The following is a 24500-nucleotide window of genomic DNA, read 5'->3' as shown; positions in this document are numbered from 1 at the left end:
TTATGAACAAGTGGCTATTGGGCTTTTTAGTCCTATTGACAACATCATTAATGGGGTCTGCTTTTACAATCGGAAAGATTGGATTGGCTTACGCTACACCGATCATGTTGGTTGCACTGCGTTTCCTCATAGCAGGGGTCATTATGGCGATTATTGTAAAGTGTTTAAAGTTCGCTCATCCGAAACAGGTGTCGGATTGGCTGAAGATAGCGCTCATTGGAGCTTTTCAAACGGCGGGTGTCATGGGATGTATCTTCGTCAGCTTACGCACGATTACAGCGGGGCAATCATCCATCTTAACTTTTACGAATCCACTTTTAGTTGTCATATTTGGAACCCTTTTCATGAAAGTGTCGTATAGTCGGCGGCAGTGGTTCGGTGTCATTTTAGGTTTTGCTGGCGTATGTATTACGCTCGGGGCACAGGTGGACGTTCAAATTGGAACACTTTATGGCTTTCTATCGGCCATTTCCTGGGCTGCCGGAACGTTATTGATCAAAAAGTGGGGCGGTCCTATTAATACATGGGTGTTAACAGCTTATCAGATGTTGTTTGGTGGTTTGATTTTGTTCGTTGGCAGTTTCCTATTGGAGGAACCTTCGTTTCAAATTACTCCTTTATCGATTGCCATTTTATTATGGTTGGCATTCATGGCTTCAATCGTACAATTTGCCGTCTGGTTTTACCTTTTACAGAAAGGCGACCCAGGCAAGACAAGTGCATTCTTGTTTTTAGCCCCATTTTTCGGCGTTCTCACGGGTTGGTTATTACTGGATGAAGCGATTGCATGGAACGTAATAGTTGGTGGCGTTTGTATATTTATCGGCATCTTCATGGTGAATTGGACGGCTAAGTTAAAGTAGCTAGACAACCTTTATTTTATAAGTTCTTATTTACTAAATGAATACTATAAACGAGTTGAGGGGCCAATACTGGAAACATGAAACAATCAAGATATGAACAAACCGCAGCCCATTTTGATTTTGGCTACGGTTTATTGCCTTTTTACTGAAGAAACTATAAAAGATTTTATGTGAACGAGTTGTAACTTTTTCCAACTAATTGCGTCTATTCAAATGAGGTGAGTCAATGTTGTGAAAAGAATGTTTATTTTTATTGCGATAGCTGGAATTGTGTTAGCTGGGTGTAGTATGGATGCAGAAAGTGGAGGCATCAAAAATGATTCAACGAAACAACGAGTTTTTAGCAATTCGTGGGATGGTAACACCTTACTTGTTGAACAAAGAAACCATGACGATGATTATGAAACAGTAAATGAGATCATTGATACCACTGAAGTTGAGGCGCTTATTACGGCACTTGGAAATGCCGACTGGCAAGAAAATGTAAAAGTGGATATAATGCCGCCAGACTATCGTTTCTCGTTGAATTCATTCAAACATAATGTTTGGGTAAACCAAAATAGTAACAGGTTAGAACTTATAGTTGAAGGACAATCGAATTATGGATCATTGTCTGAAAAATCCTCTGAAGTTGTATTTGCAATTTTAACAGGTGGAAAACGTATTACAGAAACAACGCCCAGCACGAAAGAGAATGTAGTACAAGATCCCCCCAAATATATAGCTAAGAATGAAGGAGAACTTTCTGTTCAGGATTCTGAAACGGCTTATGAAATGTGTGTGAACGCGCTGAATGACTATTATAAAGCAATCTGGAACGGCTCGGATATTGACTTAGATGCATATATCGAAAACGAAAACCTTAAACAGTACACAGAAGAGAAAGTTCGATCCCAATATAATTTGTATGGCAATCTTGATGGTAAGGTGAAAGATATTGCGATTGACGATGCTTGGGAAGTGGAATTTACGGATGATGCGGATGGAGGATTTCTCTATTTACACTTGCCTGTGCACATTCATAAATTTACAGGCGGTTATGGTGAAGGCGTTGAATTTCTTGTGCGTAATATAAACGGCAAATTAGTTATTGTAGATTGGTATGCGGGTGGAAAAGATAGTTATGATTTCTTGGTGCGTGGAGAAAATCTAACAATTGACGACCCGAAGATTTGGAATAATAGTGAGTGGGTGAACAAGTTACATAGTAAGCAGATCGAGTTTTCAGGCTCAACTCGATAGTTATTGGAAAATGATTATATAGGGGGATAGGGAATGAGGAAGCTTTTACTAGGAAGCGTCTGCATAGTAGGAATACTTGTCGGTTGCACGGAGAAATCGAACTCAAACGCAGATCAATCTGAAGATATTAACGAACTAAAACAGCAGATCGAGCAACTTTCATTAGAAAAAGAAGCTCTGTTAACTACTGTAGAAGAGGAAAGGGTAGCGTTTGAGCAAGCGATGAATCAACAAGTGAACAATGATTATTCGATGATTCAAGCGAAAGAAATAGAAAAGTACCCTCAAACGCTTTATAAGCAAACCTCCTTGGATATGGACGGGGATGGCGAAGAAGAAGTAATTGAATTGTACGTGGATGCAGGGAAAATGGAGAATGGACTGTTTGCATGGGACGATGGGCAGAATTGGTTGTTGGTCGTGAAAGACGGGGAGAAAACCTATCCGCTATTTAATGCATATGTTCAGTTAGGATCATTGGATTTCAGTACGGCTAGACTTGATAAGAAACCAGCGATTGTGATGATTAAGGCGCAACACTCTGATAGAACGGTACAGAAATTCACATATGACAAAAATGAAGATGGGTATCAGAAAGAAACCTTTTACAAGAAGGAAAATACAAATGATCAGTATAACGAACCGGCATCCTATGCTTTTTTCGAGGATGCATACAGGATAATGGAAATGGCTTTTACAACAAAGACCTTAACAGTTTTAGAAGCTGGTGAGGATACTTTTCAGGATTCTCAGGAGAGATGGAAGATCATTGAGCCGATACTAGTTGATATTAATAAGGCTAATGGATTGTTTGAGGTGGTTGGGGAATTGAATCCAGAGTTGAGTGTTTCTTTAGATGAAGCAAGTGACCTGCTGATCCGAATGATTACTAATCGACCGTCAGCCGAGCAAATGAACAAATTAAAATCGATTCATAACTTGTTCAGAGAAGAAATTGAGACAGGTGATTTGATCATTAAAGGGGAAAATCAACTTCACCCGGAAGTTGTGGAAAAGCTTGAAAAACTTGAGTTCATTCTTACTGGAAAGCAAGGTTAACCTATAATGAAATTGAAATATATTTATTTGCTCTCCGCAGTATTTTTCATTTTGTTAGCCATTGGTTGTTCAAATAAGCAAGTCGTGGAACTAACAAATGACAAAGATGATTATGGAAATGTTAGAGCGGCAGCTTGGGAATTTATTAATGAAAAAGGATGGAATGGGCAAGCAGAGGAAGATTGGCGAAACGCTAGAGTGGCGGAAACAATTGCTACTAATAAATATGTATTGTTAGATGAAAATTATGACGGGAAAGAAGTGTTAGTCGTCTCTTTTGAGGATATAGACAATGTTGTTACGGGAACACCTTCAATCATTGTTGACCCTAACACCAATGAAGTAATTGGATATATGCCTAGTGAATAAAATGACTGAAGCCACCCAACGTTGAAGGGTGGCTTTGTGATTATTGTTTAGTTAACATTTGATGAGTTAGCTTATTGTATTCCATAATCTTTAGCAAAAAGCATTTTTGTGTCAACAAGTACATCTACATCATTTTCATCTAGGTTAAATATCCGTGCACCACGGAGCCTGTTGTCTTCCTCCCCGCCAAGGCCATAGGTGCCAAATCCAGCGTTTCCTGCGTAGCCTAATTGGATCCCATAATAGTCACCAACATATGTATTAATATGGTCATGACCAGAAAAGACACCTTTCACATCGCCTCTTTCTAACATAGCAGCAAACATTCCGCTGTTAAAAGGACCCGAACATACACATTCATTCTTTTCACCTGTAATAGTATGTTTTTCCACTGCTTTCAGATGGCTTTCTTCTGTTCGTTCAGATGGACTTGCATACCACATATATTCAAATTCCGGGAGAGGAATATGCATGAATGCCAATGAAGGAACTTTATGTCCAGTTGTTTGCTCCAATTTCTTTGACGTTTCATAATACCACTGCACTTGATCGTGGCGGAGCCAATCCCATGTTTGGTATCCTTTAAAATCTTGTCCTGCGATTTCTTCTGGCGCATATCTGCCGCTGTCAAATAGCCAAATGTTAAATGCCGGCTCTGTATTTTTAGAGTTATTAATGGCCAAGTTTGTGTTTCCGGTTCCAGTAATACCTTTAGGGCCCGGTTTGTTTACATTGTGCCTATAGGACATGTAAACATCTAGCATATCTTCTTCAGTCATGCCGGTCTTTGGTGTGTGATCTTCATCGTGGTTGCCGAACGTAACTGCCCAGTGGATGCCTCTCTCTTCCATTGGTTGTGCAATGTTATGTATGGCTTGTCTCACTTCTTCCGCTGTATCCATGTCAGCATTCAACATGTCACCATTTAAAATAGCTAAATCCGGTTTCTCCTTATCAAGTACCGTATTCATTAATTCTATCGTTCGGGAATCGATATCCTCGTCATCCTGAATATCGTTAAACTGTACAATCTTATACTTGCCATCTGAGTTGAACTGCAGCTTTTTATTCTCATTTGTTTTTCCGAGAACTGAGGAATTAATGAGGCTCGTACTAAAAAGTACAGCAAAAACAATGGCAATTAAACCTGCTAATTTTAGTTTCATACAATTACCTCTTTCTTAGATGTAGTTACTATTCTCGCTTCTGTTCGTATAGCACCTCCATTTGGTGAGCGATCATGTATTATTCTAAAGCAACTCTATTAATTCAGTGTAAACGTGATGTAAATCATTGTTAATAATGCCAGCTGCTAATAAAGATAGATTATTTCGTCATTATTGAAACATTTCAATGTAATGAACCGTATTATCAATAGTCGGTAAATTTATGGTGGTTCCGTACTCAATAACGTAGATTGAGTAATAATAGGAGGGATAAAAGTGGTCCAAGTTAAACAGATAACTCCGGCAAAACTTTTAATAAACCGTAATTCGCTAGAAGAGTATTTAAAGGAAGAGTTTAGTGAATTAGTTTCCGAAAATACTTGGATTACCGAATGGAAACAGTTGGTTCAACGTTTTCAGTTACTCAAATTTAAGGAGCTATCTGAAACTGAAATTAAAAGCCTTGAATGGGATTGTGACGATATAGAAAGGATTGTCCATAAAACTTTTCATAATGTGAGCCAATTTCTGTCCTTCAAGGGGATGCGTATTACAGTAGTACCTGCCTTCCTGTTGCCATATTTTCAAGAACAGCCTCAATCCCTCTGGACCAACGCTTTTACGAACGGTCCAGGCAACGTAATTATCGCGATACCTCCTCGACCAGATATTGATTTTCTTCAATACCTACTAGCCCACGAATGTCATCACGCAAGTTCAGAGAACCCTATCTATCATTTATCCCTTTCTACATTTACATTAGAACAGTGGTATAAAATGGAGGGAACAGCAGAGTATTTTGCTCTCTCTTTGTATCCAGATAAGAGATGGTGGAAAGATAACCTTCCAACTGAGATGGAGACAAGGTATTGGAATGAATGTAAGGACCATCTTAAATCAACAGACGATACCGTAAAGGGATCTTTATGTTTTGGGAGCAGGAAAAAAGGAATACCTGTTTTCGCAGGGTATTCATTCGCATTAAAAGTAGTATCGAATTATGTATCAACTAACCATCTAAAAGATGTAAGGGAATTATTTTCGGTCGAGCCTTCTGTATTATTGGAGTGTTATGCAAAAAAATACTCAATTAGCTAACGGGTGCTTTACTTGAAGATCTTTGAGCTTAGACGGTTCTATTTTCCTGTTCAACTAACGGGGCAGAATAGTTGAAGAAGGTGGAGGTGTTTTTTGAATCGTATCAAAACACGTTATTAAACATAGGGGGTAATCTTTTGGATAAAAAAACAAGTATAATTTTAGGGTCGTTATTCATTTTAACTAGTGGGCTAATTTTTACGATTGAACGCTTAACTGCATATGTTTATTGGTCAGCAAAAATAAATACTGGAACGTGGGATACTATTCCGCAGAAATTACCATTGTACGAAAACCTTTTTACAGGGCTATTTTTCCTAGTTGGCATTAGCTTAATTATTGTGTCATTCAAGAAGGAAGGGTAATTAAACTAACGGGTGCTTTACCTGAAGAACATTGGGCTACTAAGACGGATCAATGTTCTTATTGAACTAACGGTACAGGTTAGTGAAAGAAGGATATTCGATTTGGATGAAGAATTTACAGCAATAAGTAGGTATTAAGCAATTAATATTTTATTGGGGGAATTATATTGAAACGTCTTCTTATAGGTATATTGATGATAATGATAATACTGATTGGAATGTATTTTTTGACTACCACTGGTGCTTAATTGTTTTATTTTCTTTTTCAGCTAACGGGTGCTTACTTCAACAAGTAGCTCAGTTAAATGCGATAAATTATTATTAGGTATGGGAGGAATATTAATGGACTCATTTTTCTATTTCAATATGTTTAGAAATATAATTTCTAAATTTTTTTTAGATGGTATCTGGGTAGTCGGATTTTTTTACTTGTTAACCAAGACATATGAAAGTGCTAGACTTAAACAGGTTTCCAAATATGTGCTGGGAACTGCTTTGGCATTATTATTTATTTATTCAGTAATGGGGAGTATATAAGAATTTTCCTTATTCAACTAAGTGGCAGTTTAGTTTAAGAGGGGAGTGAATGAAGTAAAATGACAAAAGAAAAATTAAAAGGTTTAGTTGTTTTCGGTTCCTTAATAACTGCAATTGGTTTTATATTGCTATTTTTCAGTGTTAATTTCGGAACATCACTTGCTGAAAAATGGTTAGCCAAGCGAGGTGGGGCAGACACTTCGATGTTCCTAATTGTAATTGAAGGTTCGACAAATAGTTTCTTAGCTGCTGGAAGTATACTTTTGGGGATTGGTCTTGCCACCATTATTTTTGTTTATTACAAGATACTTAATATTAACGAATAGAAGTAATATATATTGTGTTTTTTCTTCAACTAACGGGTGCTTTACTTCAAGAAGGAGTAAAGCATTTTTCCTTATTGAACTAACGAGGCAGGTTAGTGAACAAAAGGAGATGGAATCTTTAGGGGGGATATAAGTGAAAAAACGGAAATTTGTAATACCGGTGTTAATTGTAATTACATTAATATTTTTTATAAGTGGGTATAGGTTTACCGCGTTAAGTGCTGCCAAAAGTAATTCCTTTCTTCCTAAAGATGCAGAGTTGGTGGAACAATATGATACAGGTTCATCCGTTATTTTTTTATTTAATATCGATGAAGAAGAGAGATATCAAACTGTACTAGTTGAAAAGTCAGGTGTGTTTTATCGTAGTAGTGTATCAACCGATATTCCGTATAGTTCTGATAAAATTCAAACTGTTGGAGGTATGAGCGTTACCACTAGAAATGATGAAGCAACGTTATTGAGTGTAATCTCATACGATGAAGAAGTCGCATATATAGAGGCTGGTGTTGAGCCGAATGTGGAAAGAAAGGAAATAAACAAAGGACAACGTATTACTTTCTTGTTTCCTTTTAGTGAGCAAATAGACTTTCTTTACCCAGCAGCTTTTAATAGTGACGGTAAAAAGCTTTATTATTACGGCTACCCAAAAGATACACATGTGCTTAAGAGCGAAGATCTTAAGTGGCATAAAATCGATGAATAATAATAAATATTTTTCACTAACGGGTGCTTTAATTGAAAATTGTTGAGCTGCTTGGACAGTTCTTTTATTTTGTTCAACTAACGCAGCAGTTTACTTAAACAGAAGGTTTTTTGCAATTGAGTTGAATAAGAAACGTACGGCAAATTGTCTAATGTATAAATTTTTTACCAATTAGTAAGGAGTGACTTCGAGTGAAGATGCATCCTGATTTCCAAGGAATTACCAGAACAATAGAGATTGGTGGCCTGACAAAATTAGAGCTTACTCGAAAATTGCAACAACAATCTATTTCTTTGAATGAGTATGCAAAGAGACTATTATCTAACGATACATTTACTACTTCTAAAACAAAGTACAACCTAAAGACCGTTGAACTAACCATTAGAAACCTTGGCTTTCCTGAAGGAGCCACTATGCCTCAGATTTTTAAACGAGCTGAAGAACTTGGATTGGATTTGTGTCCACTTGAGGTAGGACCTCACTTAAGACTAGAATATCTAGATCAACCTGAAGGTAGTACGGGGAATCTTTCACGACGACAAGCTCCTTCTGGGTCCATCACAATAGCATCAGAGATAATTAGTGAAGACGATGATTTTCCGAAAGGCTTTTACCTAAGAAAAATTAACGGTGTGTTGTGGTTACGTGGATATATTGCTGATGATCTGCACGTTTGGAATACTGAGGATCACTTTATCTTTTGTCAAAGGAAAGATTTCTAAAATAAGAGATTACAAAAAGCCCCCTCCTTCTTCGTTGAGCTGCATGAGGGCTCATTTCTTATTGTACTAAAGGAGCAGTTAACTTGGAAAAGGAATCTCGTTAGAATGGTTTCAAAAAAATCTATAAAAGAGGTAAAGAAATGTTTGCTTATAAGTATAAAAGGTTAATGGAGGATTTTATTAATGAAATAATTCCTGTTGAAGATTTTGAACGTGACTACCTATATACATTTAAAAACGAGACAGAAAGAATGGGTAACACGCTATTCGAAATCTTAAATGAAGTTTTTGAATCAGTTGATTGTTATTGGCACGAATGCCTTCCTGGACAAGAAACTGCCTTTGAAATTTCCGAACAACAACTAAGAAAAGAAGTAAGTGATGCATTGGTTAAATTAAATAGTTTATTGAATAACCCTTAAAGTTTTCATGAATTAACGGGTGCTTTAGTAAAAAACTCTTTTTCTTATTGAACTAACGGGACAGGTTAGTTGAACAATGATAAACAACTACAAAGGAGTGAAAATATGGCGATCTTGCAATTTATCTTTTTCTACATGGGATGGCTTTCATGCCTATCTGGTGCATTATATTTTGTTTGAATTTGGTTTCGGTATTGAAAAAGGTAAAACACGAAGAAAAAACTACGGCCAATACAGTTTGGCTTATCATATCGTTTACTATTATTATGTGGAGCATTGCATGGCTAGCAGTAGGAACTAATTAAATGGGCAATCATTGAGCTGCTTAAACGGCTTTCTTTTTCAACTAAAGCGGCAGGTTAATAAAATTTGAAGCCAAATTACTGATTGGTAACCAGTCATGTAGGGGGATTAAAAAATGGAATACTATAAATATCTTAGACAGTATGTAGGACAAAGACCAATTATTTTACCAGGTTCTGTTGTTATTATTATAAATGAACAAAATGAAGTGTTATTGCAAAAAAGAAACGATGGATATTGGGGGTTACCAGGTGGTTTGATGGATTTAGGTGAAAGTTTTGAAGAAGTAGCAAAGAGAGAGGTTTTTGAAGAAACAGGATTAGTAGTTGAAAATTTAAATTTACTTAATGTTTTCTCTGGTTCTGAATATTACTTTAAGATTTCTAATGGCGACGAATTATATTCGGTAACAGCTGTTTATTATACCAATGAAGTAAGTGGAGATATGAAGATTGATTATAGCGAATCAGAAAAGATGCAATATGTCTCAATTTATAATTTACCTATTGAATTAACAGATGAGTATAGAGGATATATTGAGCAATATATAGATTGTGAAAAGATATAATTAAAGTAACGGGTGCTTTACTTGAAGAACATTGGGCTACTTGAACAGATCAATTTTCTTATTGAACTAACGAAGCAGTTTAGTTGAAGAGTAGAAAAGTATTGCTGTATATAAGAACGTGCATTCCACTTGTGTCTTAAGGAGGATAATATGAGTAAAAAACGAAATTTGGTATTGTATATTGCTGTGAGTTTAGACGGGTATATTGCTACGGAAGACGAGTCTTTAGAATGGCTATTTAATGTTGAAGGTGAAGGAGATAACGGATATTCAGAGTTTTATGAGACAGTAGATACAGTTTTAATAGGTAAAAAAACTTATGATTGGATAATTAGACACGAAACAAGGGAATTCCCATATAAAAATAAAGAGTGCTATGTATTTACAAGATCTTCAATTGAAGATACCGAAGATGTCAAATTTATTAATGATGACATAGTTAGTGTTACTAATAAATTGAAAAATCAAGAAGGAAGAAACATTTGGATTGTTGGTGGAGGAGAATTGTTACATCATTTTGTAAAAAAAAAATTAGTTGATGAAATTATTTTAACAGTTGCCCCAACCATAATAGGAAAAGGAGTTCCGTTATTTAAAAAAGGAGATTATCAATTAGACCTTACGTTGAAAGGAACTAGGAACTTTAATCAATTTGTGGAATTACATTATGGCGTTAAAAAATAAAATTTCTTATTTAACTAACGGGTAGCTTTAGTAAAAACGAAATAATCATTTTAATAATGAATAGCAATGAACCAAAACAACATAATCAAATAATTAAGTGCTTTAGTGAAAATTCGGCAGTCCCTTTCACTGAAGCTTTTTTTCTTGAAGTAAAAGCACCCTATCGCTAAATAAGGAAATGGAGTAGACTAAATTAACAAAAGAATTGTAAATTACATAACGGTTTTCTAAATAATAAAAAATTTTTGAACGAAATGAAGAAACTCTGCGTCTAATAAAGGAAGGAGGCGAGAAGGATGGAATTTGAAATCGTGCAGCGTGCTATTCGTGGGGATCATCAAGCGATACTTTCACTTATTGAAATGGATGAAGAGATTTTATATCGCATGGCTTTTACATATATGAAAAATGAACAAGACACCTTAGACGTAATGCAGGAGCTTATTTACAAGGCACTAAAAAAAATGCATACCGTTAAACAGCAAGAATATGCCAGAACATGGCTCGTCCGAGTTTTAATCAATTGTTGTAAAGACCATTTAAGAAAACGACAACCAACCGTTCCAATTGAGGAACATCACTTATCTGGTTGGGTCATCTATTCTGATTTGGAGCGACTACTAGAACATTTATCTTTGTCGGAGCAACAACTTGTCTATATGAAATATTTTCAGCAACTAAAAAACAAAGAAATTGCTGAACTAAATCAAATTCCCGAGGGTACTGTAAAGTCTAAGCTTCACCACATATTAAAGAAGCTTAGAAATTCCGCTGGAGAAAAGGAGGACTGGCTATGAGCAAACTGCCGATTGACGTTCCAAAGGAGAAACTTCAACAAATTCGAATGGATACTTTCCGTAAAGTTCAGCGAGAAAAAAAGATAAAGAAGCGCATTGTACCAGTTGCAATAGTTGCTTTGCTTTGCGTAAGTATAATATTTTCAATTCGTGTTTCTCCTACGATTGCAAGTTATGTTGCAAAAATACCTGTTTTTCATGCACTTGTATCAGAGGTTGAAATAAATGATGGAATTAAAGACATAGTTGACAATGAATACTTTGAAGGGATTAATGAGAACAAGTCAAAAAATGGCCTATCACTTACCTTGCAAGGCGTGATTGCAGATCAGTCGGGATTTGTACTTTTCTATGACGCTGCTGCCTCATTTGATTTACACCTGAAGAAAGTACAATTATTCCAAGGTGACGATGAAATAGAATGCGGCTGTAGATTCGGAAACACAGAGAATCAAACAAGCACCTCTTCTTTAGTAGAATATAGCTTTTCAGAGCCAATCGCTTATACTTCGAAGGATTTTAAAGCCGTTTTTCATTTTAAGGATATAGATAATGGGAATATTGAAATAGCGATACCGTTTACACTACAAAACGAAATAGCTCAAGAAAAAGTTATAAATGCGAATCGTACTGTAGATATCGATGGTCAGAAATTTACGATAACACAAATTCGCCGTTCTCCATTAAAAACGGCCATAGATATTGAAATAGAAGAATCGAATACAATGCAAATATTAGCTCTTGATGATATTACAGTCATGACGGATAGTGGAGAGCGAAGAGGTAGTATCATAAATGGTATGACAACTCACGGAGATATTCGCGACGGCAAATTTACGATCTATTTGCAAAGTAACTATTTCCACAATTCAGATTCACTCACGATTAATATTGGTGCTGTTCAGGCCGTTCCAAAGGGCGATGATTTTATAGAAGTTGATTTTGGCTCAAAAGAAGTACTCACCAAACCTGATTATTTCAATTGGGACATTTCCGTAGAACAGCAAGGGATATCAGTTGCTGTAAAGAAAGGGGAAAATGGAGGTAACCTTTTATGGCTATATAATGCTGTAAAAGAAGATGGTACGCCGTTACAATTTGTAAGTACCAAAATTTCACGAGATGGGCAGTACGTAACGGAGACGACAAAGTTTCAAGATTTTGATGGCAAAGCAAAAATATATTTTAGATATTACTTCAATCCTATTGGGAAAAATATCGAACTGAATATTCCGTTGCAATAAAGTACAGAAGGAATGAAGTGAAACCTAAGTAAGTATTTGTCGATAGTTTTTAGATGAAAAAGATAATTTTGTGATGCTTTAGTTAAAGATCATGGGTTGCTTAGGCAACTCTTTTTCTTATTGAACTAACGCAGCAGGTTAGTTGAATAAGAATTTTTTAATTAAAGGGGGATTAGCTTGGGGATAGGCTTAATAATTCTGGGTGTTTTAATATTTCTTTTTGGCTTCCTTACTCCTGTTAATGATTTTATTACTCTACCGATTTCAATACTTGTTTTCGTGGTTGGAATAAATCGCTTATTAAAAGTAAAAAAGTAGCTGTCGGGAAAAACGTTGAGCTACTAAGACTTCAATGTTCTTGAACTAACGCGGCAGTTTAGTTGAAGAAGGAAAAATCTAAATAACAATGTAGAATCAAGAATCGTAGGAGGTAAAACATGGCTAATGAATTATAGGGACCAATAGATTTTGCTAATATTGAAGAACAAAAACTGCCTGTCAATATTATTGGTGACGGATCTTTAAATAATATTAAGTATGGGAGGGATGATAATGGACCAATTAAAAGGGAAAGTTGCGATTATCACGGGTGTAAGCCGTCTGAAAGGGATAGGGGCTGCTATTTGTAGGGAGTTAGCGGAATCGGGTTATCATATATTTTTTACTTATTGGATGGAATATGATAAAAAAATGCCTTGGAGCATTGAATTAGATGAACCCGTGAAATTACTAGAAGAATTAATAAAAAAAGGTATTAAGGTATCATGTATGGAGTTGGATTTAACTCAACATGATGCACCTGAACAACTTATAAATAGAGTTTCTGAACAACTCGGTAATCCTGATATCTTGATTAATAACGCAGCATACTCAACTAACAACGATTTTTCTAATGTAACTGCCGAAGAATTAGATAAACATTACATGGTAAATGTGCGTGCAACGACACTATTAAGTAGTAGATTTGCTCAAAAGTTTGATAAGAAATCAGGTGGAAGAATAGTCAATATTACTTCAGGTCAGTTTCAAGGCCCCATGCCTGGCGAATTAGCATATGCAACAACAAAAGGAGCAGTTGATGCGTTAACGATTACGTTGTCAGCTGAACTAGCCCCTTTAGGAATAACGGTTAATGCATTAAATCCAGGTCCAACTGATACAGGTTGGATGACAGAAGAAATAAAAAATGAATTAAAACCGAAATTTCCTTTCGGTAGAATCGGAAAACCGAGTGATGTTGCAAAAACTATTAAATTTCTAGTGAGCGATGAAGCAGATTGGATTACAGGTCAGATTATTCATTCAGAAGGTGGATTTAAAAGGTAGATTAACTAAATAAGCTTTGGTTCTAGAGTCTATTTGTTGTATTGAGATCTTAGGATAGATATCAATTTGTGAAACATTACTTAAACTAACGGAGGCTTTACTTGAAGATAGTTGAGCGCTTAGACAGTTCAGCTTTCTTCTTCAACTAACGGGCAGGTTAGTTGAAGAAGGAATGATTGTAAATGAAGAGGACAAACTAAACCTAAATATAATTTAGGGTGATGAATTTGGATAAAGGTAAACCTCTTCTATTGGTTTTATTTAGTATACTAATTTGTGGGTTGTATTATGGAACAGTAAATGCAAAAGTGAACGATACTACTCCTTCTTTTGAGGAAAAAATTATTGAAGGCAAACAACTCACTCCTTTAGAAAGCCAATTAATGTCTTTTCTGTACGGTTTGATGGTAGGCGAACCAAAACAAGCCGTTGAATTGTGGATATTAGGCGTAAATAATCGAAGTGGTTCTGTTCAATATGCGATGTTGTCCCCTTCGCTTCGAAAACAATCAAGGAGTAAATTTGAGGAAACTCACTGGATAACAGGTCAGTCAAGCCCTTCGGTTAGGAACTTTCGTTTTACAAAAGTAGAAAAGCTTAGCGAATCCAAAATGCGGTATACCGTTAAATATGATTTATGGGCATCATATGGAGATTTTGGTGGTGGGGAGAAGATTATAATCGTGGAAAAGAATTTAGAACCATCTAAAGAGTATTGGTTTATTTCATCAATAACAACGAAATATAATCCATGGGAAGCATTTACCCCAGCCGAGACAGTTTTAAGATGAACACACTGCAGTTAACAATCAAATAAAGGGCAAAGATTGTGAAGAAATGTACTTCAACTAACGGGTGCTTTACTTCAAGAAGGGAGTAAAGCTTTTTTCTTATTGAACTAAAGAGGCAGGTTAGTTCAACAAGATTATGTTTCATTATGGAACTTTTACCGATGTATACCGTCAAAATTACGTATGGAGAATTGTTGCAGAATCTGTAATTTATTTTGAAAGGGGAAGTAGAAGTGTTGAAAAAAGCTATAATTTCAGGAATTTTATTTAGTTTAATTTTGTTAGTTGGGTGTAATGGAGAGGAAGTAATAGATATTACGGAAAACGGGGAAAATGATGCAATTTTATCACGCGAAAAAAATTTTTTATCAGAATTACACAATGAAATAATAGTATCTATTACAAAACAAACGGCAATTGAGGCGGATTCAATAATGGTAGAGGGTAATGTTAAAGAACTTTCTGTATCAGTAGGTTTCCTGAAGGATGTAAAAGTTGATGATACGTTGATTCAACAAATAGTTGAAGATTCTATAAAGAAAGTTTCTGAAACAGAAAACGTAACAATTAGCGAAAAAAATATAACAATAAAAATTGAGAAATACTAACGGAGAAGTTCTTAAAGGATACAAACAACCTTAAAAATACAGTTACTTTATAAGATTGTGAAAAAATGCACTTAAACTAACGGGTGCTTTAGTTAAAGAGGGTTGGTAAATTAAAAAAACGCTCAACCTGAGCGTTTTTAAATTGCTAATAAAATATTTGATTAACTTGGTTGTTACTTTCATTAATTAGCGTTATACCCCAAGTAATTATCAGTATGCCAACTCTACTTTTAGGTCCATTTCAATTTCACTCATAGCAAAGAAGTTGGTCAGTCTTCGAGTAATGGATTCAACCAATGACCCCGCCATTTCGTCGGGAATCGGCTTTTGATAAATCATCGTTAATCCGATAAAGCAATCCTCGATCGGGTTAAAGGCTGTCCCTCCTTCGCCTTCCCCTTTGCTGACGACTTCCACAAAACCCGCGAGGACGATTGTGTTCAAAATACCCGTGTGTAGAATGTTTTTCTCCCGTTCACTTAATCCTGAACGGTCTTCAATCATGATGTGAATGCCTTGTTTCAATTCCCCAACTCCCTTTTGATTAACTCTTCACAAGTTTACAATAGCTCGTGCGGAAAGTACATATTATTTAGAATAAAGAATTATTGATATAAAAAGGATTGATGGAGATCGAAAACACGAAATAACAATAGAAGTGGTAACCTTTGAACAGGCACATTCGCCCCCGTACGACTTGTTTCGAATAACTCTGATCGATACGCCGACTGAGATAAAAGTTATAAAAGTGAAACGAGAAAGAAATTTATCTACTCAACAGCTAAACAATCATTGCGGATTCAAAGAGAGCAAGTAAATTCACGTCAAAAACGCGCGGATTTTCTGTAACGGGTTCGGTCGATGGGAAAATATTATAAAAAAGCACAGTGTTTCGGGGACGCAATTCTCATATGAATTTGTGTCCCTATTTTCATTGTTGCTTTAGGGACTTTAATTGACGAATGGCTGCATCATACAATGAAGCATATAGAGAACTGTTCTTAACAACATCAACAAGTGGCTGACTGTCAGGGTAGTATTTTCTTCTTCCACTAACGAAGCAGGTTAATTTAAATGGGATATAGAATATTCTTTATGAGGGAGGGATATTTTGAAAACCAGAAAAGGTCGTCTTATTTTGTATGGTATTTATTTTTTGATGTTCATTCTAATAACTGTACTTTATTTTTCAAATAACTTCTATACACCAGAACAAAATGCAAAAATGATTAATTTAGTGTTATATACATTTCTTATCTTTGTAATCGTATTATCAGGAGAATGGTTTAGAGTCTTTGACGAGGATAGCCCCCGATATCAAAAATACCTTTTTAAAAGTTTAGCGATTATTTGGGTTCTACTTTTACCGATATTTTTTATATGATATTGAGGTGAGTTGAACTAACGGGTGCTAAGTTATACAAGTGGCTACCTGTAAGGGTAGCTTTTTCTTATTGAACTAACAGGGTAGTTTAGTTGAACAACAATTTGTAACTTTATTACCTATAAACAATCTAATCTACGAGGGGGTGTCAGTGTGAAAAATAAAGTTACAATAGGTTTTTTCTTATTGAATTTATTGTTTATTGCTGGCTGTTCGGATTATCAAGAGAAATTTAATTTCACAGGAACAGTAGGGGAGATACTTGTTGAAGAAGAAATGTTAATTATTAAAGAATATGGCGGGGTTGAGGAAGGTAGAAAGGACGGAAATGTATTCGAAATACCTGTTGATGATGTAGAGAGATATAGCATTGGGCAGAAACTTGAAATCACAGTCTTTTCTAATACTACTGCTGATATTTGGGATTTAGACAATATGAAATTCGATATCAAAACAGTCGAAAATTAAACATCTTCTTCAACTAACAGGTGCTTTACTGAAGATCGCTAAACTGCTAAATAGCACACTTCTTACTGAACTATCTGGCAGTTTAGTTAAACAAGGAATTACATTCTACATACCTCTATACAGACATACACTTGAACAAAAAGGAAGTGTACAAACTGGAAAAAGGTAAATTTAATTTAATGGGGATTACTGTAATTTTATTTGTAGTATTCTTTTTATTTATCAATTCAAAAGTAGGAATATCGGCAGATCAACCTGCAATAAGTCCTGATGTACAAACGGAAAATGAAAAAAAGACTATGGGAATCGAAAACTTCCTCTTTGGAAATAGTGGAATAATAAAACAAGTAAATGATGAATTAATGGGTAAGGGCTATTTATTTCAAACATTAATTGTGGCACCTTCCGTTGATCAAGTTCAGGTAAAATATGTCTTAACAAATAAAGAAGCAACTATCTTTGAACAAGAAGCAGTAGAATCAATATTCTTTGAAATAGTTAAAGATAACAATTTAGAACCTGATGCATTTAAACTCAAAGTGGCTGATAGTGACGATGGACCAGATTGGTAATGTTTAATTCTCTAACGAGGCCGGAAATCCAGTAAAGGATTTCACGGCCTTTTTGTTGAATACTAACTAACGAGTTAAGTTTTTTTGATAAGAATACCAAAATGGGGAGAGAAATGAAATGAAGTTATACATTGAACATTATGTTACATTCTTACTCTTAATTTCATTTGGTTTTTTTTATATTATTGCATCGTTTTTGACAGGAGGAACAAATGAACCATATAGAGATTTACTAATAACTATTGCTGTGGTTCACTTTGTCATGTCCAAACTTATAACTATAAAAAAGAATGAAGAGAAACAAGAGGAATAGCTATTAAACTAACGGGTGCTTTACTTGAAATTCTTGTTCAACTAACGGGGAGTTTAGTTCAATAAGGAAAATTGTCCGAACATATAATTAGTTAGACTTTTGACATGCTATAATATAGAAAAAAATAGCGGGGTATTGGACGATGACTGTTAAACTTCAAGCAGTTTTGGAATCAGAAAAATTTATCTTGCGTAACTTTTACTCATTGTATCTTCACGAGCTTTCGAATTTCACTACGAAATTGCATATTGCAGATGATGGTGTTTTTCATTTTGAGGAATTGGATAAATTCTGGGAAGTAGATGGATTATCGCCTTATTTTATAATGTTGGATGATAAAGTTATCGGTTTTATATTACTATTAGAACGTCCATTCTTGAAAAAGAGCAATGATTATGGAATAAATGACTTGTTCATACTTAATAAGTACAAAGGTAAAGGATTGGCTTTGCAGGTTGTAAGAAAATTATTTGAAGAGAAACCAGGGCGATATTTTGTCATGCAAGTTGTTGAAAATAAGCGTGCGGTTGCATTTTGGAAAAAAGTTTATAATGGATTAAATATTGAAACTCAAGAAAGACAAGACTTTATTGATAATGAGCAATGTCTAATTCAAACATTTAAGATTTAACTAAAGGGTGCTTTACTTCAAGAAGGAGTAAAGCTTTTTTTCTTATTGAACTAACGTGGCAGTTTAGTTGAACAATGATAAATAACTACGAGGAGTGATGATATGTTTATTTTTCTATTAATAGGATTTTTTTTAATGCCCATATTGTGCGTTATATTTTGTTTGAATTTGGTTTCTATATTGAAAAAGGTAAAACACGAAGAAAAAACTACGGTCAATACTTTTTGGCTTACAATATCTTTTACTCTTATTATGTGGAGCATTGCAATGCTACCAGCAGCAGGTACTAATTAAGCTAACGGGTGCTTTACTTGAAGAACGTTGACCTGCTTAGATGGCTCTATTATCTTTTTCACCTTCCGCAGTAGGTTAGTTAAATATTATATGGTTTAACCATTTGCATAAGGTGGTAATTGAGATGGATATTTTTATACCAATCGGCTTAGGATTTGTTATAAATTTATTGGTTTTTATTATTTCCAAGAGTCTAAAACAAACTAATGATAGGTCATTACAAATTTGCCTGTTTGCCTTTCTAGCATTTCTTCTAACATCCTTACTTATCGGTTCTTGGTGGGGAATGGGTTTAGGCGTAATCAGTTTTGGTATGCTAATCCTCTTGATTTTGATTGGGCTTGTTATCGCAATTATTCCTAGTGAAAAACAATGTAAGATATTCAACTAATTTAGGGAGAAGGGGTAGATACATGTTACTGCTCATTATCTTCTATATTTTCATTGCGCCGACCTGTGTCTTACTGCATGAGATTGGACATGGACTCGGCGCTGTTCTTGCTCCAAATAACCATGTGCATATCTATCTAGGACCGATAAGTGAAAAGAATAAAGAGACGTTCAGGGTAGGACGGCTGCACTTCCATATCATTTGGTCCTATATAGGTTTCGTCCATTGGAAAGGAGAGTTAAGTAAACGACAAAGAGCAATTGCGCTAATCGGTGGACCTTTAATGTCATTATTACTTGCTTTTTTATTTGGAATGCTGACGCTGCTTGCTCCTCGAAATGATATGCAAACATTGTATTGGTCGACCACCCTCTTAAACTTCTTTCAGTTTCTTGTCACAATAATCCCTATGAAATATCCTCGTTGGATGGGAGGATATAGTGGTTATTCATCTGATGGTTTACAGCTGTTACGACTGTTGAAAAATTAAAAAGGGAGATTGGAATGGACACATTAACGATTAAAGAGCTCAATAGCCAAAAGGAAATTCTTGAAGTTTTTCCGGTAATGAAGCAACTACGAACTCATCTTGATGAAAAAGCGTATCTTGACCTGGTAGTGGAGGCCAAAGAACAGGATATGTATCGTTTATTTGCCTTATATGATCAAGGAGAAATCGTTGCGGCAAGTGGGTTTAAACCGATGATTACTCTTTACTATGGGCGTTTTGTTTGGGTTTGTGATTTAGTCACCGATAGCAACAAACGTTCAAACGGATATGGTGAGAAACTTCTTTCATATGTTCATGAATGGGCTAAAGAAAATGGCTATAAAAGTGTCGCCTTGTCCTCAGGATTACAGAGAACCGATGCACATCGATTTTATGAACAAAAAATGGGGTATGACAAAGTGAGCTATGTATTTAAGAAAGAATTAAGGTAGTAAGGGATCAATTGGAGCCGTGACAAAAAAATGAAGTAGCAAGAGCCAACATAATCGTCGGCTAGCTACTTCTAGGTTGCTATTTACTCTTCTCCAATACATTTATTAGCACGTCTTCAATATCTTTTGCTATCGATTTCAATTCGGGATCATTTAGCAATCCAATCATAGCTGTTGGTTTTGGAAGACCTATTTTAGTCATTCCTTCACTTTCATAAACTGTTATCTTGCACGGTAAGAAATATCCGACTAACGGATTGTAACTGAGAACCCGTGCTGCTTCGACTGGATTACAAACCTCAAGGATTCGATATGGGGTAGTATAACTATGCACTCCTTTCTTTTGCAAGGTGCCCGTTAAATCAAGCTGCCAAAGGACGCCAAATTTATTTTCTTTTAAATTTTGTTCAATTGATGATATAGCTTCATCGATTGATTTACTTGTTTCAACTGTATAATGGAAATCCAAAAAAACACCACCTGTTTTTATTGTTCGCTATTAACTTATCTGTACCCGCTTTTTCTATTATCCATTCATCTTTCGTTCAGCTAAATCATTCACATTTCCTCTAGTACTATTTTTGTAACGTTAAAGTCCTTTTTCAAACCGTTTTACAAAATAACACTTGCCAACTCCTCTAAAAACGAATAATATATGAAATGGATTAAATAATGTTCGTCTTTGGAGGAGTTTTTAAGTGTTTAAATTACAAGAAAACAAAACGACTGTAAAAACGGAAGTCCTTGCAGGCTTTACGACCTTTTTTACAATGGTATATATCGTGATCGTCAATCCGATCATTTTGAAAGATGCAGGCGTGCCGTTCGACCAAGTGTTCACGGCTACGATTATAGCGACGGTCATTGGGACGTTATGGATGGCGCTCGCAGCGAATTACCCGATTGCGATTGCACCGGGGATGGGCATGAATGCATACTTTGCCTATTCTGTCGTTGGAACAAATGGTATTACGTATGAAACAGCGTTCGCAGCTGTTTTCGTTGCTGGTCTCATTTTTGTTATTTTGTCATTGACCTCTTTCCGGAAAGTGTTGATTGAAGCCATTCCTGATAACTTGAAACATGGAATTACAGCGGGGATTGGCCTGTTTATCGCCTTCATCGGAATGAGGCAGGCGGGGATGATCGTCTCCCATCCGTCGAATCTCGTTGCATTAGGAGATCTTCATTCACCGACAGTGCTGTTTGCCTTGCTTGGTCTTACGGTTACGCTTATTTTCATGGCGTTGAGAGTGCATGGAGCATTGTTCTTCGGCATGATCATTACGGCAGTCGTCGCCTTTTTCACAGGGCATCTTTCCTTTGACCAAGGTTTCGTTCAGATGCCATCGCTTCCGGAAGGGATCATCGTCTCCAACCCGTTCGCTGCCTTCGCGGATGTATGGCAGCATATGCTGTTTCCGGTTGTCTTTTCGTTCCTCATGGTGACGATTTTTGATACGACTGGAACGATGATCGGTGTTGCACAGCAAGCCGGTTTAATGAAAGACAATAAGATGCCGCGTGCGCGCCAAGCTCTACTCGCAGACTCTGTTGCAGCAACGGCTGGATCCATGTTTGGTACAACCCCGACGAGTGCATATATTGAATCATCTGCAGGCGTAGCAGCGGGAGGCCGGACTGGTCTGACGACGGTGACTGTCGCGATTCTATTTATCGTAGCAGCGTTTTTCGGTCCGCTCGTTAGTGCGGTGTCAGGTTTATCTTCAATTACGGCACCTGCCTTAATCATTGTCGGCAGTTTAATGATGGGGGCCATTGCCAAAATCAAATGGGATGAAATTGACGAAGCTTTCCCTGCATTTCTAATTATCTTAAGCATGCCGCTCACTTCAAGCATTGCAACAGGGATTGCATTAGGATTCATTTCTTATCCGATCTTGAAAGTTGTGATGGGGAAATGGCGTGAAATCCATCCACTTCTCTATTTGTTTGCGATTCTGTTCTTTTATCAATTGGCATTTCTGCCGCATTAATAAAATCATGAGCACCTCCCTGATTAATTAGGAGCGGTGCTCTTTTTGTATTTCTTAAATGTTACACTTATACACAAGAGACAGTGTGAATGATTAAAAAGGAGGGGTTTTATGAGTCCCGGTGAATTGATATATTTTCTTCTTATTGGAGTTGCAATACTGCCTGTAATTCTAGTTATTTGGTTAGTGTTTAGAAGACGGAAAAAGCTGGCCATTGTTTTAACGAGTGTGCTTGTCATTGGTTATGCGGGATATTATGCATACTATCCTACATTAAAAGTGAACACACATGAGAAGCGATATGAACAGCTCATTGATTATTTGGAGAGAGATTATCCAAATAAAGAGTTCACGATTGTACCGAAGAAATATGAAGAAGGATATACAGTCGGGCAGTTTGCCGTTAATGATCGTCAAACACCAAAGACCGGTATGACGCTTCGCGTGAATAAAAAAGGGCAAGTGACGCAAATCGGTACATGGTCAAAACAGGAGTATCCAAAACAGCAAGACCTCTGGCAAGAAATCGAATTTATGTACGGAGAACCCTACACATTAGATAAAGAAAAGATAGAAATAACGAAACAAGATGAATGGATTGATGGGAAGCTGACCGCATTTGCACTGACCATTGATGACATGCCTTCTATAGCGTTATTCACTTACTCGCGTGAAGGTTATGGTCTATTGGATTTGAAGCAAGGAGCGCGTGAAGAATTTGTTTTTATTGAAGAGGAAGGCTATGTATTTATCTATATTGATGAACGCTATCAAGGAGAAACAGTTACGTTTCAATTGAAAAATGGTGAAGTGTTTTCATTGAATACGAACCAGAATAAAGGGAAGTTAATTGTTGAAAAATAACTCCGAAGGGAGGCTTTGATCTAGTTATTTCTAAGCTTAAATCTTTTATTTTAAACACTTCGGTGATAAAGTAGACACTTATGTTTACATAGATAGATACCGAAATTGCTGTCTTTAGGCTTAGAAAGGTTGAAAACATGTATGAAATCATTAACAGGAGCTAAGCGCTTAAAGCTGGCACTTCTTTTAGGGACGCTTGCAGCAATGGGCCCTTTAACCATTGATATGTATTTACCGTCTTTTCCTACAATCGTTACTGCTTTTGGTACAACGCCTTCCTTGGTACAAGTGAGTTTAACGGCAACATTAGTCGGAATCGGGTTGGGACAGTTAGTGCTAGGTCCGATGAGTGATGTTCATGGACGGAAGAAACCATTAGTCGTTGCACTGATTGTCTATTTGGCTGCCTCAGTCCTTTGTGCCTTTGCACCCAATATTGGATTGTTCATTGCGGCTCGTTTCTTGCAAGGATTTGCGGCATCTGCGGGAATTGTCATCTCCAGGGCAGTCGTCCGGGATGTATACAGTGGAAGGGAATTAACGAAGTTTTTCGCTCTCCTCATGCTGATCAATAACTTAGCTCCAATCATCGCACCTCTTCTAGGGGGAGTCATTCTCGCGTTTTCGGATTGGAAAGGCATATTTATCACATTAAGTTTTATTGGTCTTTTGTTGGCAGTCCTTGTCATTTGGAAGATGGATGAATCGTTATCGCATGATATGCGAGTCCCCAGCAATCTCACCCAGACATTAAAAAATTTCCAATCATTACTGAAAAATCGTAGTTTTATGGGCTACGCACTCGCACAAGGGTTCATCATGGCTGGTATATTCGCTTACGTTGCGGGGACACCATTTGTGTATCAAACGATTTACGGTGTTTCTCCGCAACTGTTTAGTGTGTTATTCGGCATGAATGGAATTGGGCTCATCATCGGTTCGCAAGTAGTTGGGCGCTTAACCGGCATTGTGTCTGAACAGCGATTTTTACAGACAGGCTTATTCATTTCCGTCACTTCAGGCGCGTTATTACTGATTGCGGTTCTTGTGCACGGCCCGCTACTCTCAATCGTTGTGCCGATCTTCTTTTTCGTTGCGTCGATCGGCATCATTACTACATCCTCTTTTTCATTGGCGATGGAATCACAAGGGCATATTGCAGGAAGTGCCTCCGCGCTGCTTGGGTTATTGCCTTTCGTGTTAGGTTCAATCACTGCACCTCTCGTCGGCATCGCGGGAGAGGCAACTGCAATTCCGATGGGTGCCATTATCTTTGGTACTTCTATCATTGCATGTCTATCTTATTACGGACTTGCACGAAGGAAGAGCGTGGAAGCGTAAAAGGCATTTGGGAATTGGAGCATCCCCGAATGCCGTAACGAAGAAAAGCACAAACCGATTCATGGTTTGTGCTTTTTCTCTCTCCTTAATTGCCTTGCAAGCGTAAC

31 protein-coding genes are annotated in these 24500 nt (G+C 36.6%); 28 read left to right on the top strand and 3 right to left on the bottom strand.

All coding sequences use genetic code 11. The features are described from left to right. The first annotated feature begins 2 nt into the window (after window positions 1-2). The 4 genes from NIT04_RS13145 to NIT04_RS13130 all read left to right on the top strand — a co-directional run bounded on the left by NIT04_RS13145 (window position 3) and on the right by NIT04_RS13130 (window position 3533). Window positions 3-863: a DMT family transporter gene (locus NIT04_RS13145; RefSeq protein ID WP_252504023.1), complete on the top strand. Its 861-nt coding sequence runs from the start codon at window positions 3-5 to the stop codon at window positions 861-863. Between the two features lie 231 nt (window positions 864-1094). Further along, window positions 1095-2105 carry a hypothetical protein gene (locus tag NIT04_RS13140; protein ID WP_252504022.1) on the top strand — a complete coding sequence of 337 codons (1011 nt, stop codon included), beginning with the start codon at window positions 1095-1097 and terminating at the stop codon, window positions 2103-2105. Between the two features lie 33 nt (window positions 2106-2138). Then, complete coding sequence (locus NIT04_RS13135; RefSeq protein WP_252504021.1) at window positions 2139-3164, top strand: hypothetical protein; 1026 nt, start codon at window positions 2139-2141, stop codon at window positions 3162-3164. A gap of 6 nt (window positions 3165-3170) precedes the next feature. After that, complete coding sequence (locus NIT04_RS13130) at window positions 3171-3533, top strand: hypothetical protein (RefSeq protein ID WP_252504020.1); 363 nt, start codon at window positions 3171-3173, stop codon at window positions 3531-3533. A gap of 71 nt (window positions 3534-3604) precedes the next feature. Here the strand turns inward: NIT04_RS13130 and NIT04_RS13125 are convergent, their stop codons facing one another. Beyond that, complete coding sequence (locus tag NIT04_RS13125; protein ID WP_252504019.1) at window positions 3605-4699, bottom strand: metallophosphoesterase family protein; 1095 nt, start codon at window positions 4697-4699, stop codon at window positions 3605-3607. A gap of 276 nt (window positions 4700-4975) precedes the next feature. On the opposite strand from NIT04_RS13125, the gene NIT04_RS13120 reads away from it, so the two are divergent. The 13 genes from NIT04_RS13120 (at window position 4976) to NIT04_RS13060 (ending at window position 15196) form a co-directional block, all read left to right on the top strand. Next, the gene (locus NIT04_RS13120; protein ID WP_252504018.1) at window positions 4976-5797 is read left to right on the top strand and encodes a DUF2268 domain-containing putative Zn-dependent protease; all 822 of its coding nucleotides are present in this window, start codon (window positions 4976-4978) and stop codon (window positions 5795-5797) included. Between the two features lie 137 nt (window positions 5798-5934). Beyond that, window positions 5935-6162 carry a hypothetical protein gene (locus NIT04_RS13115; protein WP_252504017.1) on the top strand — a complete coding sequence of 76 codons (228 nt, stop codon included), beginning with the start codon at window positions 5935-5937 and terminating at the stop codon, window positions 6160-6162. A gap of 596 nt (window positions 6163-6758) precedes the next feature. Beyond that, window positions 6759-7025 (top strand): hypothetical protein, encoded by a 267-nt coding sequence (locus NIT04_RS13110; RefSeq protein WP_252504016.1) that lies wholly within the window; start codon window positions 6759-6761, stop codon window positions 7023-7025. A 133-nt stretch (window positions 7026-7158) separates the two neighbouring features. Beyond that, window positions 7159-7731 carry a hypothetical protein gene (locus tag NIT04_RS13105; RefSeq protein ID WP_252504015.1) on the top strand — a complete coding sequence of 191 codons (573 nt, stop codon included), beginning with the start codon at window positions 7159-7161 and terminating at the stop codon, window positions 7729-7731. Between the two features lie 197 nt (window positions 7732-7928). After that, window positions 7929-8453 (top strand): helicase, encoded by a 525-nt coding sequence (locus NIT04_RS13100; RefSeq protein WP_371922584.1) that lies wholly within the window; start codon window positions 7929-7931, stop codon window positions 8451-8453. Between the two features lie 140 nt (window positions 8454-8593). Further along, complete coding sequence (locus NIT04_RS13095) at window positions 8594-8875, top strand: colicin immunity domain-containing protein (protein ID WP_252504013.1); 282 nt, start codon at window positions 8594-8596, stop codon at window positions 8873-8875. Window positions 8876-9293: 418 nt separating this feature from the next. Then, window positions 9294-9746 carry an NUDIX hydrolase gene (locus tag NIT04_RS13090; RefSeq protein WP_252504012.1) on the top strand — a complete coding sequence of 151 codons (453 nt, stop codon included), beginning with the start codon at window positions 9294-9296 and terminating at the stop codon, window positions 9744-9746. A gap of 150 nt (window positions 9747-9896) precedes the next feature. Next, window positions 9897-10430 (top strand): dihydrofolate reductase family protein, encoded by a 534-nt coding sequence (locus NIT04_RS13085; RefSeq protein WP_252504011.1) that lies wholly within the window; start codon window positions 9897-9899, stop codon window positions 10428-10430. Window positions 10431-10726: 296 nt separating this feature from the next. Then, entirely contained in the window at window positions 10727-11227 is a 501-nt protein-coding gene (locus tag NIT04_RS13080; protein WP_252504010.1) for a sigma-70 family RNA polymerase sigma factor, read from the top strand. After that, window positions 11224-12471: a DUF4179 domain-containing protein gene (locus NIT04_RS13075; protein WP_252504009.1), complete on the top strand. Its 1248-nt coding sequence runs from the start codon at window positions 11224-11226 to the stop codon at window positions 12469-12471. Before NIT04_RS13080 ends, NIT04_RS13075 begins: the two co-directional genes overlap by 4 nt. Before the next feature lie 552 nt (window positions 12472-13023). Further along, entirely contained in the window at window positions 13024-13797 is a 774-nt protein-coding gene (locus NIT04_RS13070) for an SDR family oxidoreductase (RefSeq protein ID WP_252504008.1), read from the top strand. A gap of 221 nt (window positions 13798-14018) precedes the next feature. Continuing rightward, window positions 14019-14588 carry a hypothetical protein gene (locus NIT04_RS13065; protein WP_252504007.1) on the top strand — a complete coding sequence of 190 codons (570 nt, stop codon included), beginning with the start codon at window positions 14019-14021 and terminating at the stop codon, window positions 14586-14588. A 233-nt stretch (window positions 14589-14821) separates the two neighbouring features. Next, window positions 14822-15196, top strand: a complete 375-nt coding sequence (locus tag NIT04_RS13060; protein WP_252504006.1) for a topoisomerase — start codon at window positions 14822-14824, stop codon at window positions 15194-15196. Window positions 15197-15406: 210 nt separating this feature from the next. Here the strand turns inward: NIT04_RS13060 and NIT04_RS13055 are convergent, their stop codons facing one another. Further along, window positions 15407-15721, bottom strand: coding sequence for a hypothetical protein (locus NIT04_RS13055; RefSeq protein ID WP_252504005.1), 315 nt, complete (start codon window positions 15719-15721; stop codon window positions 15407-15409). A gap of 79 nt (window positions 15722-15800) precedes the next feature. Between NIT04_RS13055 and NIT04_RS19155 the strand changes: the two genes are divergently transcribed. The 8 genes from NIT04_RS19155 to NIT04_RS13020 all read left to right on the top strand — a co-directional run bounded on the left by NIT04_RS19155 (window position 15801) and on the right by NIT04_RS13020 (window position 20191). Further along, a complete protein-coding gene (locus NIT04_RS19155; protein WP_371922583.1) occupies window positions 15801-16013 on the top strand; it encodes a DUF3888 domain-containing protein in 213 nt (70 codons plus the stop codon). A gap of 720 nt (window positions 16014-16733) precedes the next feature. Beyond that, window positions 16734-17048 carry a hypothetical protein gene (locus NIT04_RS13050; RefSeq protein WP_252504004.1) on the top strand — a complete coding sequence of 105 codons (315 nt, stop codon included), beginning with the start codon at window positions 16734-16736 and terminating at the stop codon, window positions 17046-17048. A 131-nt stretch (window positions 17049-17179) separates the two neighbouring features. Then, window positions 17180-17620, top strand: coding sequence for a hypothetical protein (locus tag NIT04_RS13045; RefSeq protein WP_252504003.1), 441 nt, complete (start codon window positions 17180-17182; stop codon window positions 17618-17620). A gap of 118 nt (window positions 17621-17738) precedes the next feature. Beyond that, window positions 17739-17933: a hypothetical protein gene (locus NIT04_RS13040; protein WP_252504002.1), complete on the top strand. Its 195-nt coding sequence runs from the start codon at window positions 17739-17741 to the stop codon at window positions 17931-17933. 142 nt (window positions 17934-18075) lie between these two features. After that, window positions 18076-18564, top strand: a complete 489-nt coding sequence (locus NIT04_RS13035; RefSeq protein ID WP_252504001.1) for a GNAT family N-acetyltransferase — start codon at window positions 18076-18078, stop codon at window positions 18562-18564. A 418-nt stretch (window positions 18565-18982) separates the two neighbouring features. Beyond that, window positions 18983-19249 carry a YesK family protein gene (locus tag NIT04_RS13030; RefSeq protein WP_252504000.1) on the top strand — a complete coding sequence of 89 codons (267 nt, stop codon included), beginning with the start codon at window positions 18983-18985 and terminating at the stop codon, window positions 19247-19249. Between the two features lie 22 nt (window positions 19250-19271). Next, window positions 19272-19739 (top strand): hypothetical protein, encoded by a 468-nt coding sequence (locus tag NIT04_RS13025; protein WP_252503999.1) that lies wholly within the window; start codon window positions 19272-19274, stop codon window positions 19737-19739. Window positions 19740-19753: 14 nt separating this feature from the next. Then, a complete protein-coding gene (locus tag NIT04_RS13020; protein ID WP_252503998.1) occupies window positions 19754-20191 on the top strand; it encodes a GNAT family N-acetyltransferase in 438 nt (145 codons plus the stop codon). A 79-nt stretch (window positions 20192-20270) separates the two neighbouring features. Here the strand turns inward: NIT04_RS13020 and NIT04_RS13015 are convergent, their stop codons facing one another. Further along, window positions 20271-20660 (bottom strand): DUF302 domain-containing protein, encoded by a 390-nt coding sequence (locus NIT04_RS13015; RefSeq protein WP_252503997.1) that lies wholly within the window; start codon window positions 20658-20660, stop codon window positions 20271-20273. A gap of 229 nt (window positions 20661-20889) precedes the next feature. Between NIT04_RS13015 and NIT04_RS13010 the strand changes: the two genes are divergently transcribed. The 3 genes from NIT04_RS13010 (at window position 20890) to NIT04_RS13000 (ending at window position 24393) form a co-directional block, all read left to right on the top strand. Then, entirely contained in the window at window positions 20890-22188 is a 1299-nt protein-coding gene (locus NIT04_RS13010; RefSeq protein WP_252503996.1) for an NCS2 family permease, read from the top strand. A gap of 111 nt (window positions 22189-22299) precedes the next feature. Beyond that, window positions 22300-23052 carry a hypothetical protein gene (locus NIT04_RS13005; protein WP_252503995.1) on the top strand — a complete coding sequence of 251 codons (753 nt, stop codon included), beginning with the start codon at window positions 22300-22302 and terminating at the stop codon, window positions 23050-23052. Window positions 23053-23193: 141 nt separating this feature from the next. After that, window positions 23194-24393, top strand: coding sequence for a Bcr/CflA family multidrug efflux MFS transporter (locus NIT04_RS13000; protein WP_252503994.1), 1200 nt, complete (start codon window positions 23194-23196; stop codon window positions 24391-24393). Window positions 24394-24500 lie beyond the last annotated feature (107 nt).

The organism is Sporosarcina sp. Marseille-Q4943 (assembly GCF_943736995.1).
Classification (GTDB): domain Bacteria; phylum Bacillota; class Bacilli; order Bacillales_A; family Planococcaceae; genus Sporosarcina.
The sequence above is the reverse complement of the archived record's forward strand: the minus strand, read 5'-3'. Positions and strand labels throughout refer to the sequence as shown.

Bases quoted from the DNA above. Each gene is read 5' to 3' on its own strand.
- NIT04_RS13090 (WP_252504012.1), top strand. From the start codon at position 9,294: ATGGAATACTATAAATATCTTAGACAGTATGTAGGACAAAGACCAATT.
- NIT04_RS13000 (WP_252503994.1), top strand. From the start codon at position 23,194: ATGAAATCATTAACAGGAGCTAAGCGCTTAAAGCTGGCACTTCTTTTA.
- NIT04_RS13030 (WP_252504000.1), top strand. From the start codon at position 18,983: ATGGATATTTTTATACCAATCGGCTTAGGATTTGTTATAAATTTATTG.
- NIT04_RS13005 (WP_252503995.1), top strand. From the start codon at position 22,300: ATGAGTCCCGGTGAATTGATATATTTTCTTCTTATTGGAGTTGCAATA.
- NIT04_RS13065 (WP_252504007.1), top strand. From the start codon at position 14,019: ATGAATTTGGATAAAGGTAAACCTCTTCTATTGGTTTTATTTAGTATA.
- NIT04_RS13070 (WP_252504008.1), top strand. From the start codon at position 13,024: ATGGACCAATTAAAAGGGAAAGTTGCGATTATCACGGGTGTAAGCCGT.
- NIT04_RS13130 (WP_252504020.1), top strand. From the start codon at position 3,171: ATGAAATTGAAATATATTTATTTGCTCTCCGCAGTATTTTTCATTTTG.
- NIT04_RS13080 (WP_252504010.1), top strand. From the start codon at position 10,727: ATGGAATTTGAAATCGTGCAGCGTGCTATTCGTGGGGATCATCAAGCG.
- NIT04_RS13145 (WP_252504023.1), top strand. From the start codon at position 3: ATGAACAAGTGGCTATTGGGCTTTTTAGTCCTATTGACAACATCATTA.
- NIT04_RS13075 (WP_252504009.1), top strand. From the start codon at position 11,224: ATGAGCAAACTGCCGATTGACGTTCCAAAGGAGAAACTTCAACAAATT.
- NIT04_RS13035 (WP_252504001.1), top strand. From the start codon at position 18,076: ATGACTGTTAAACTTCAAGCAGTTTTGGAATCAGAAAAATTTATCTTG.
- NIT04_RS13125 (WP_252504019.1), bottom strand. From the start codon at position 4,699: ATGAAACTAAAATTAGCAGGTTTAATTGCCATTGTTTTTGCTGTACTT.
- NIT04_RS13095 (WP_252504013.1), top strand. From the start codon at position 8,594: ATGTTTGCTTATAAGTATAAAAGGTTAATGGAGGATTTTATTAATGAA.
- NIT04_RS13040 (WP_252504002.1), top strand. From the start codon at position 17,739: ATGAAGTTATACATTGAACATTATGTTACATTCTTACTCTTAATTTCA.
- NIT04_RS13085 (WP_252504011.1), top strand. From the start codon at position 9,897: ATGAGTAAAAAACGAAATTTGGTATTGTATATTGCTGTGAGTTTAGAC.
- NIT04_RS13020 (WP_252503998.1), top strand. From the start codon at position 19,754: ATGGACACATTAACGATTAAAGAGCTCAATAGCCAAAAGGAAATTCTT.
- NIT04_RS13110 (WP_252504016.1), top strand. From the start codon at position 6,759: ATGACAAAAGAAAAATTAAAAGGTTTAGTTGTTTTCGGTTCCTTAATA.
- NIT04_RS13100 (WP_371922584.1), top strand. From the start codon at position 7,929: ATGCATCCTGATTTCCAAGGAATTACCAGAACAATAGAGATTGGTGGC.
- NIT04_RS13025 (WP_252503999.1), top strand. From the start codon at position 19,272: ATGTTACTGCTCATTATCTTCTATATTTTCATTGCGCCGACCTGTGTC.
- NIT04_RS13135 (WP_252504021.1), top strand. From the start codon at position 2,139: ATGAGGAAGCTTTTACTAGGAAGCGTCTGCATAGTAGGAATACTTGTC.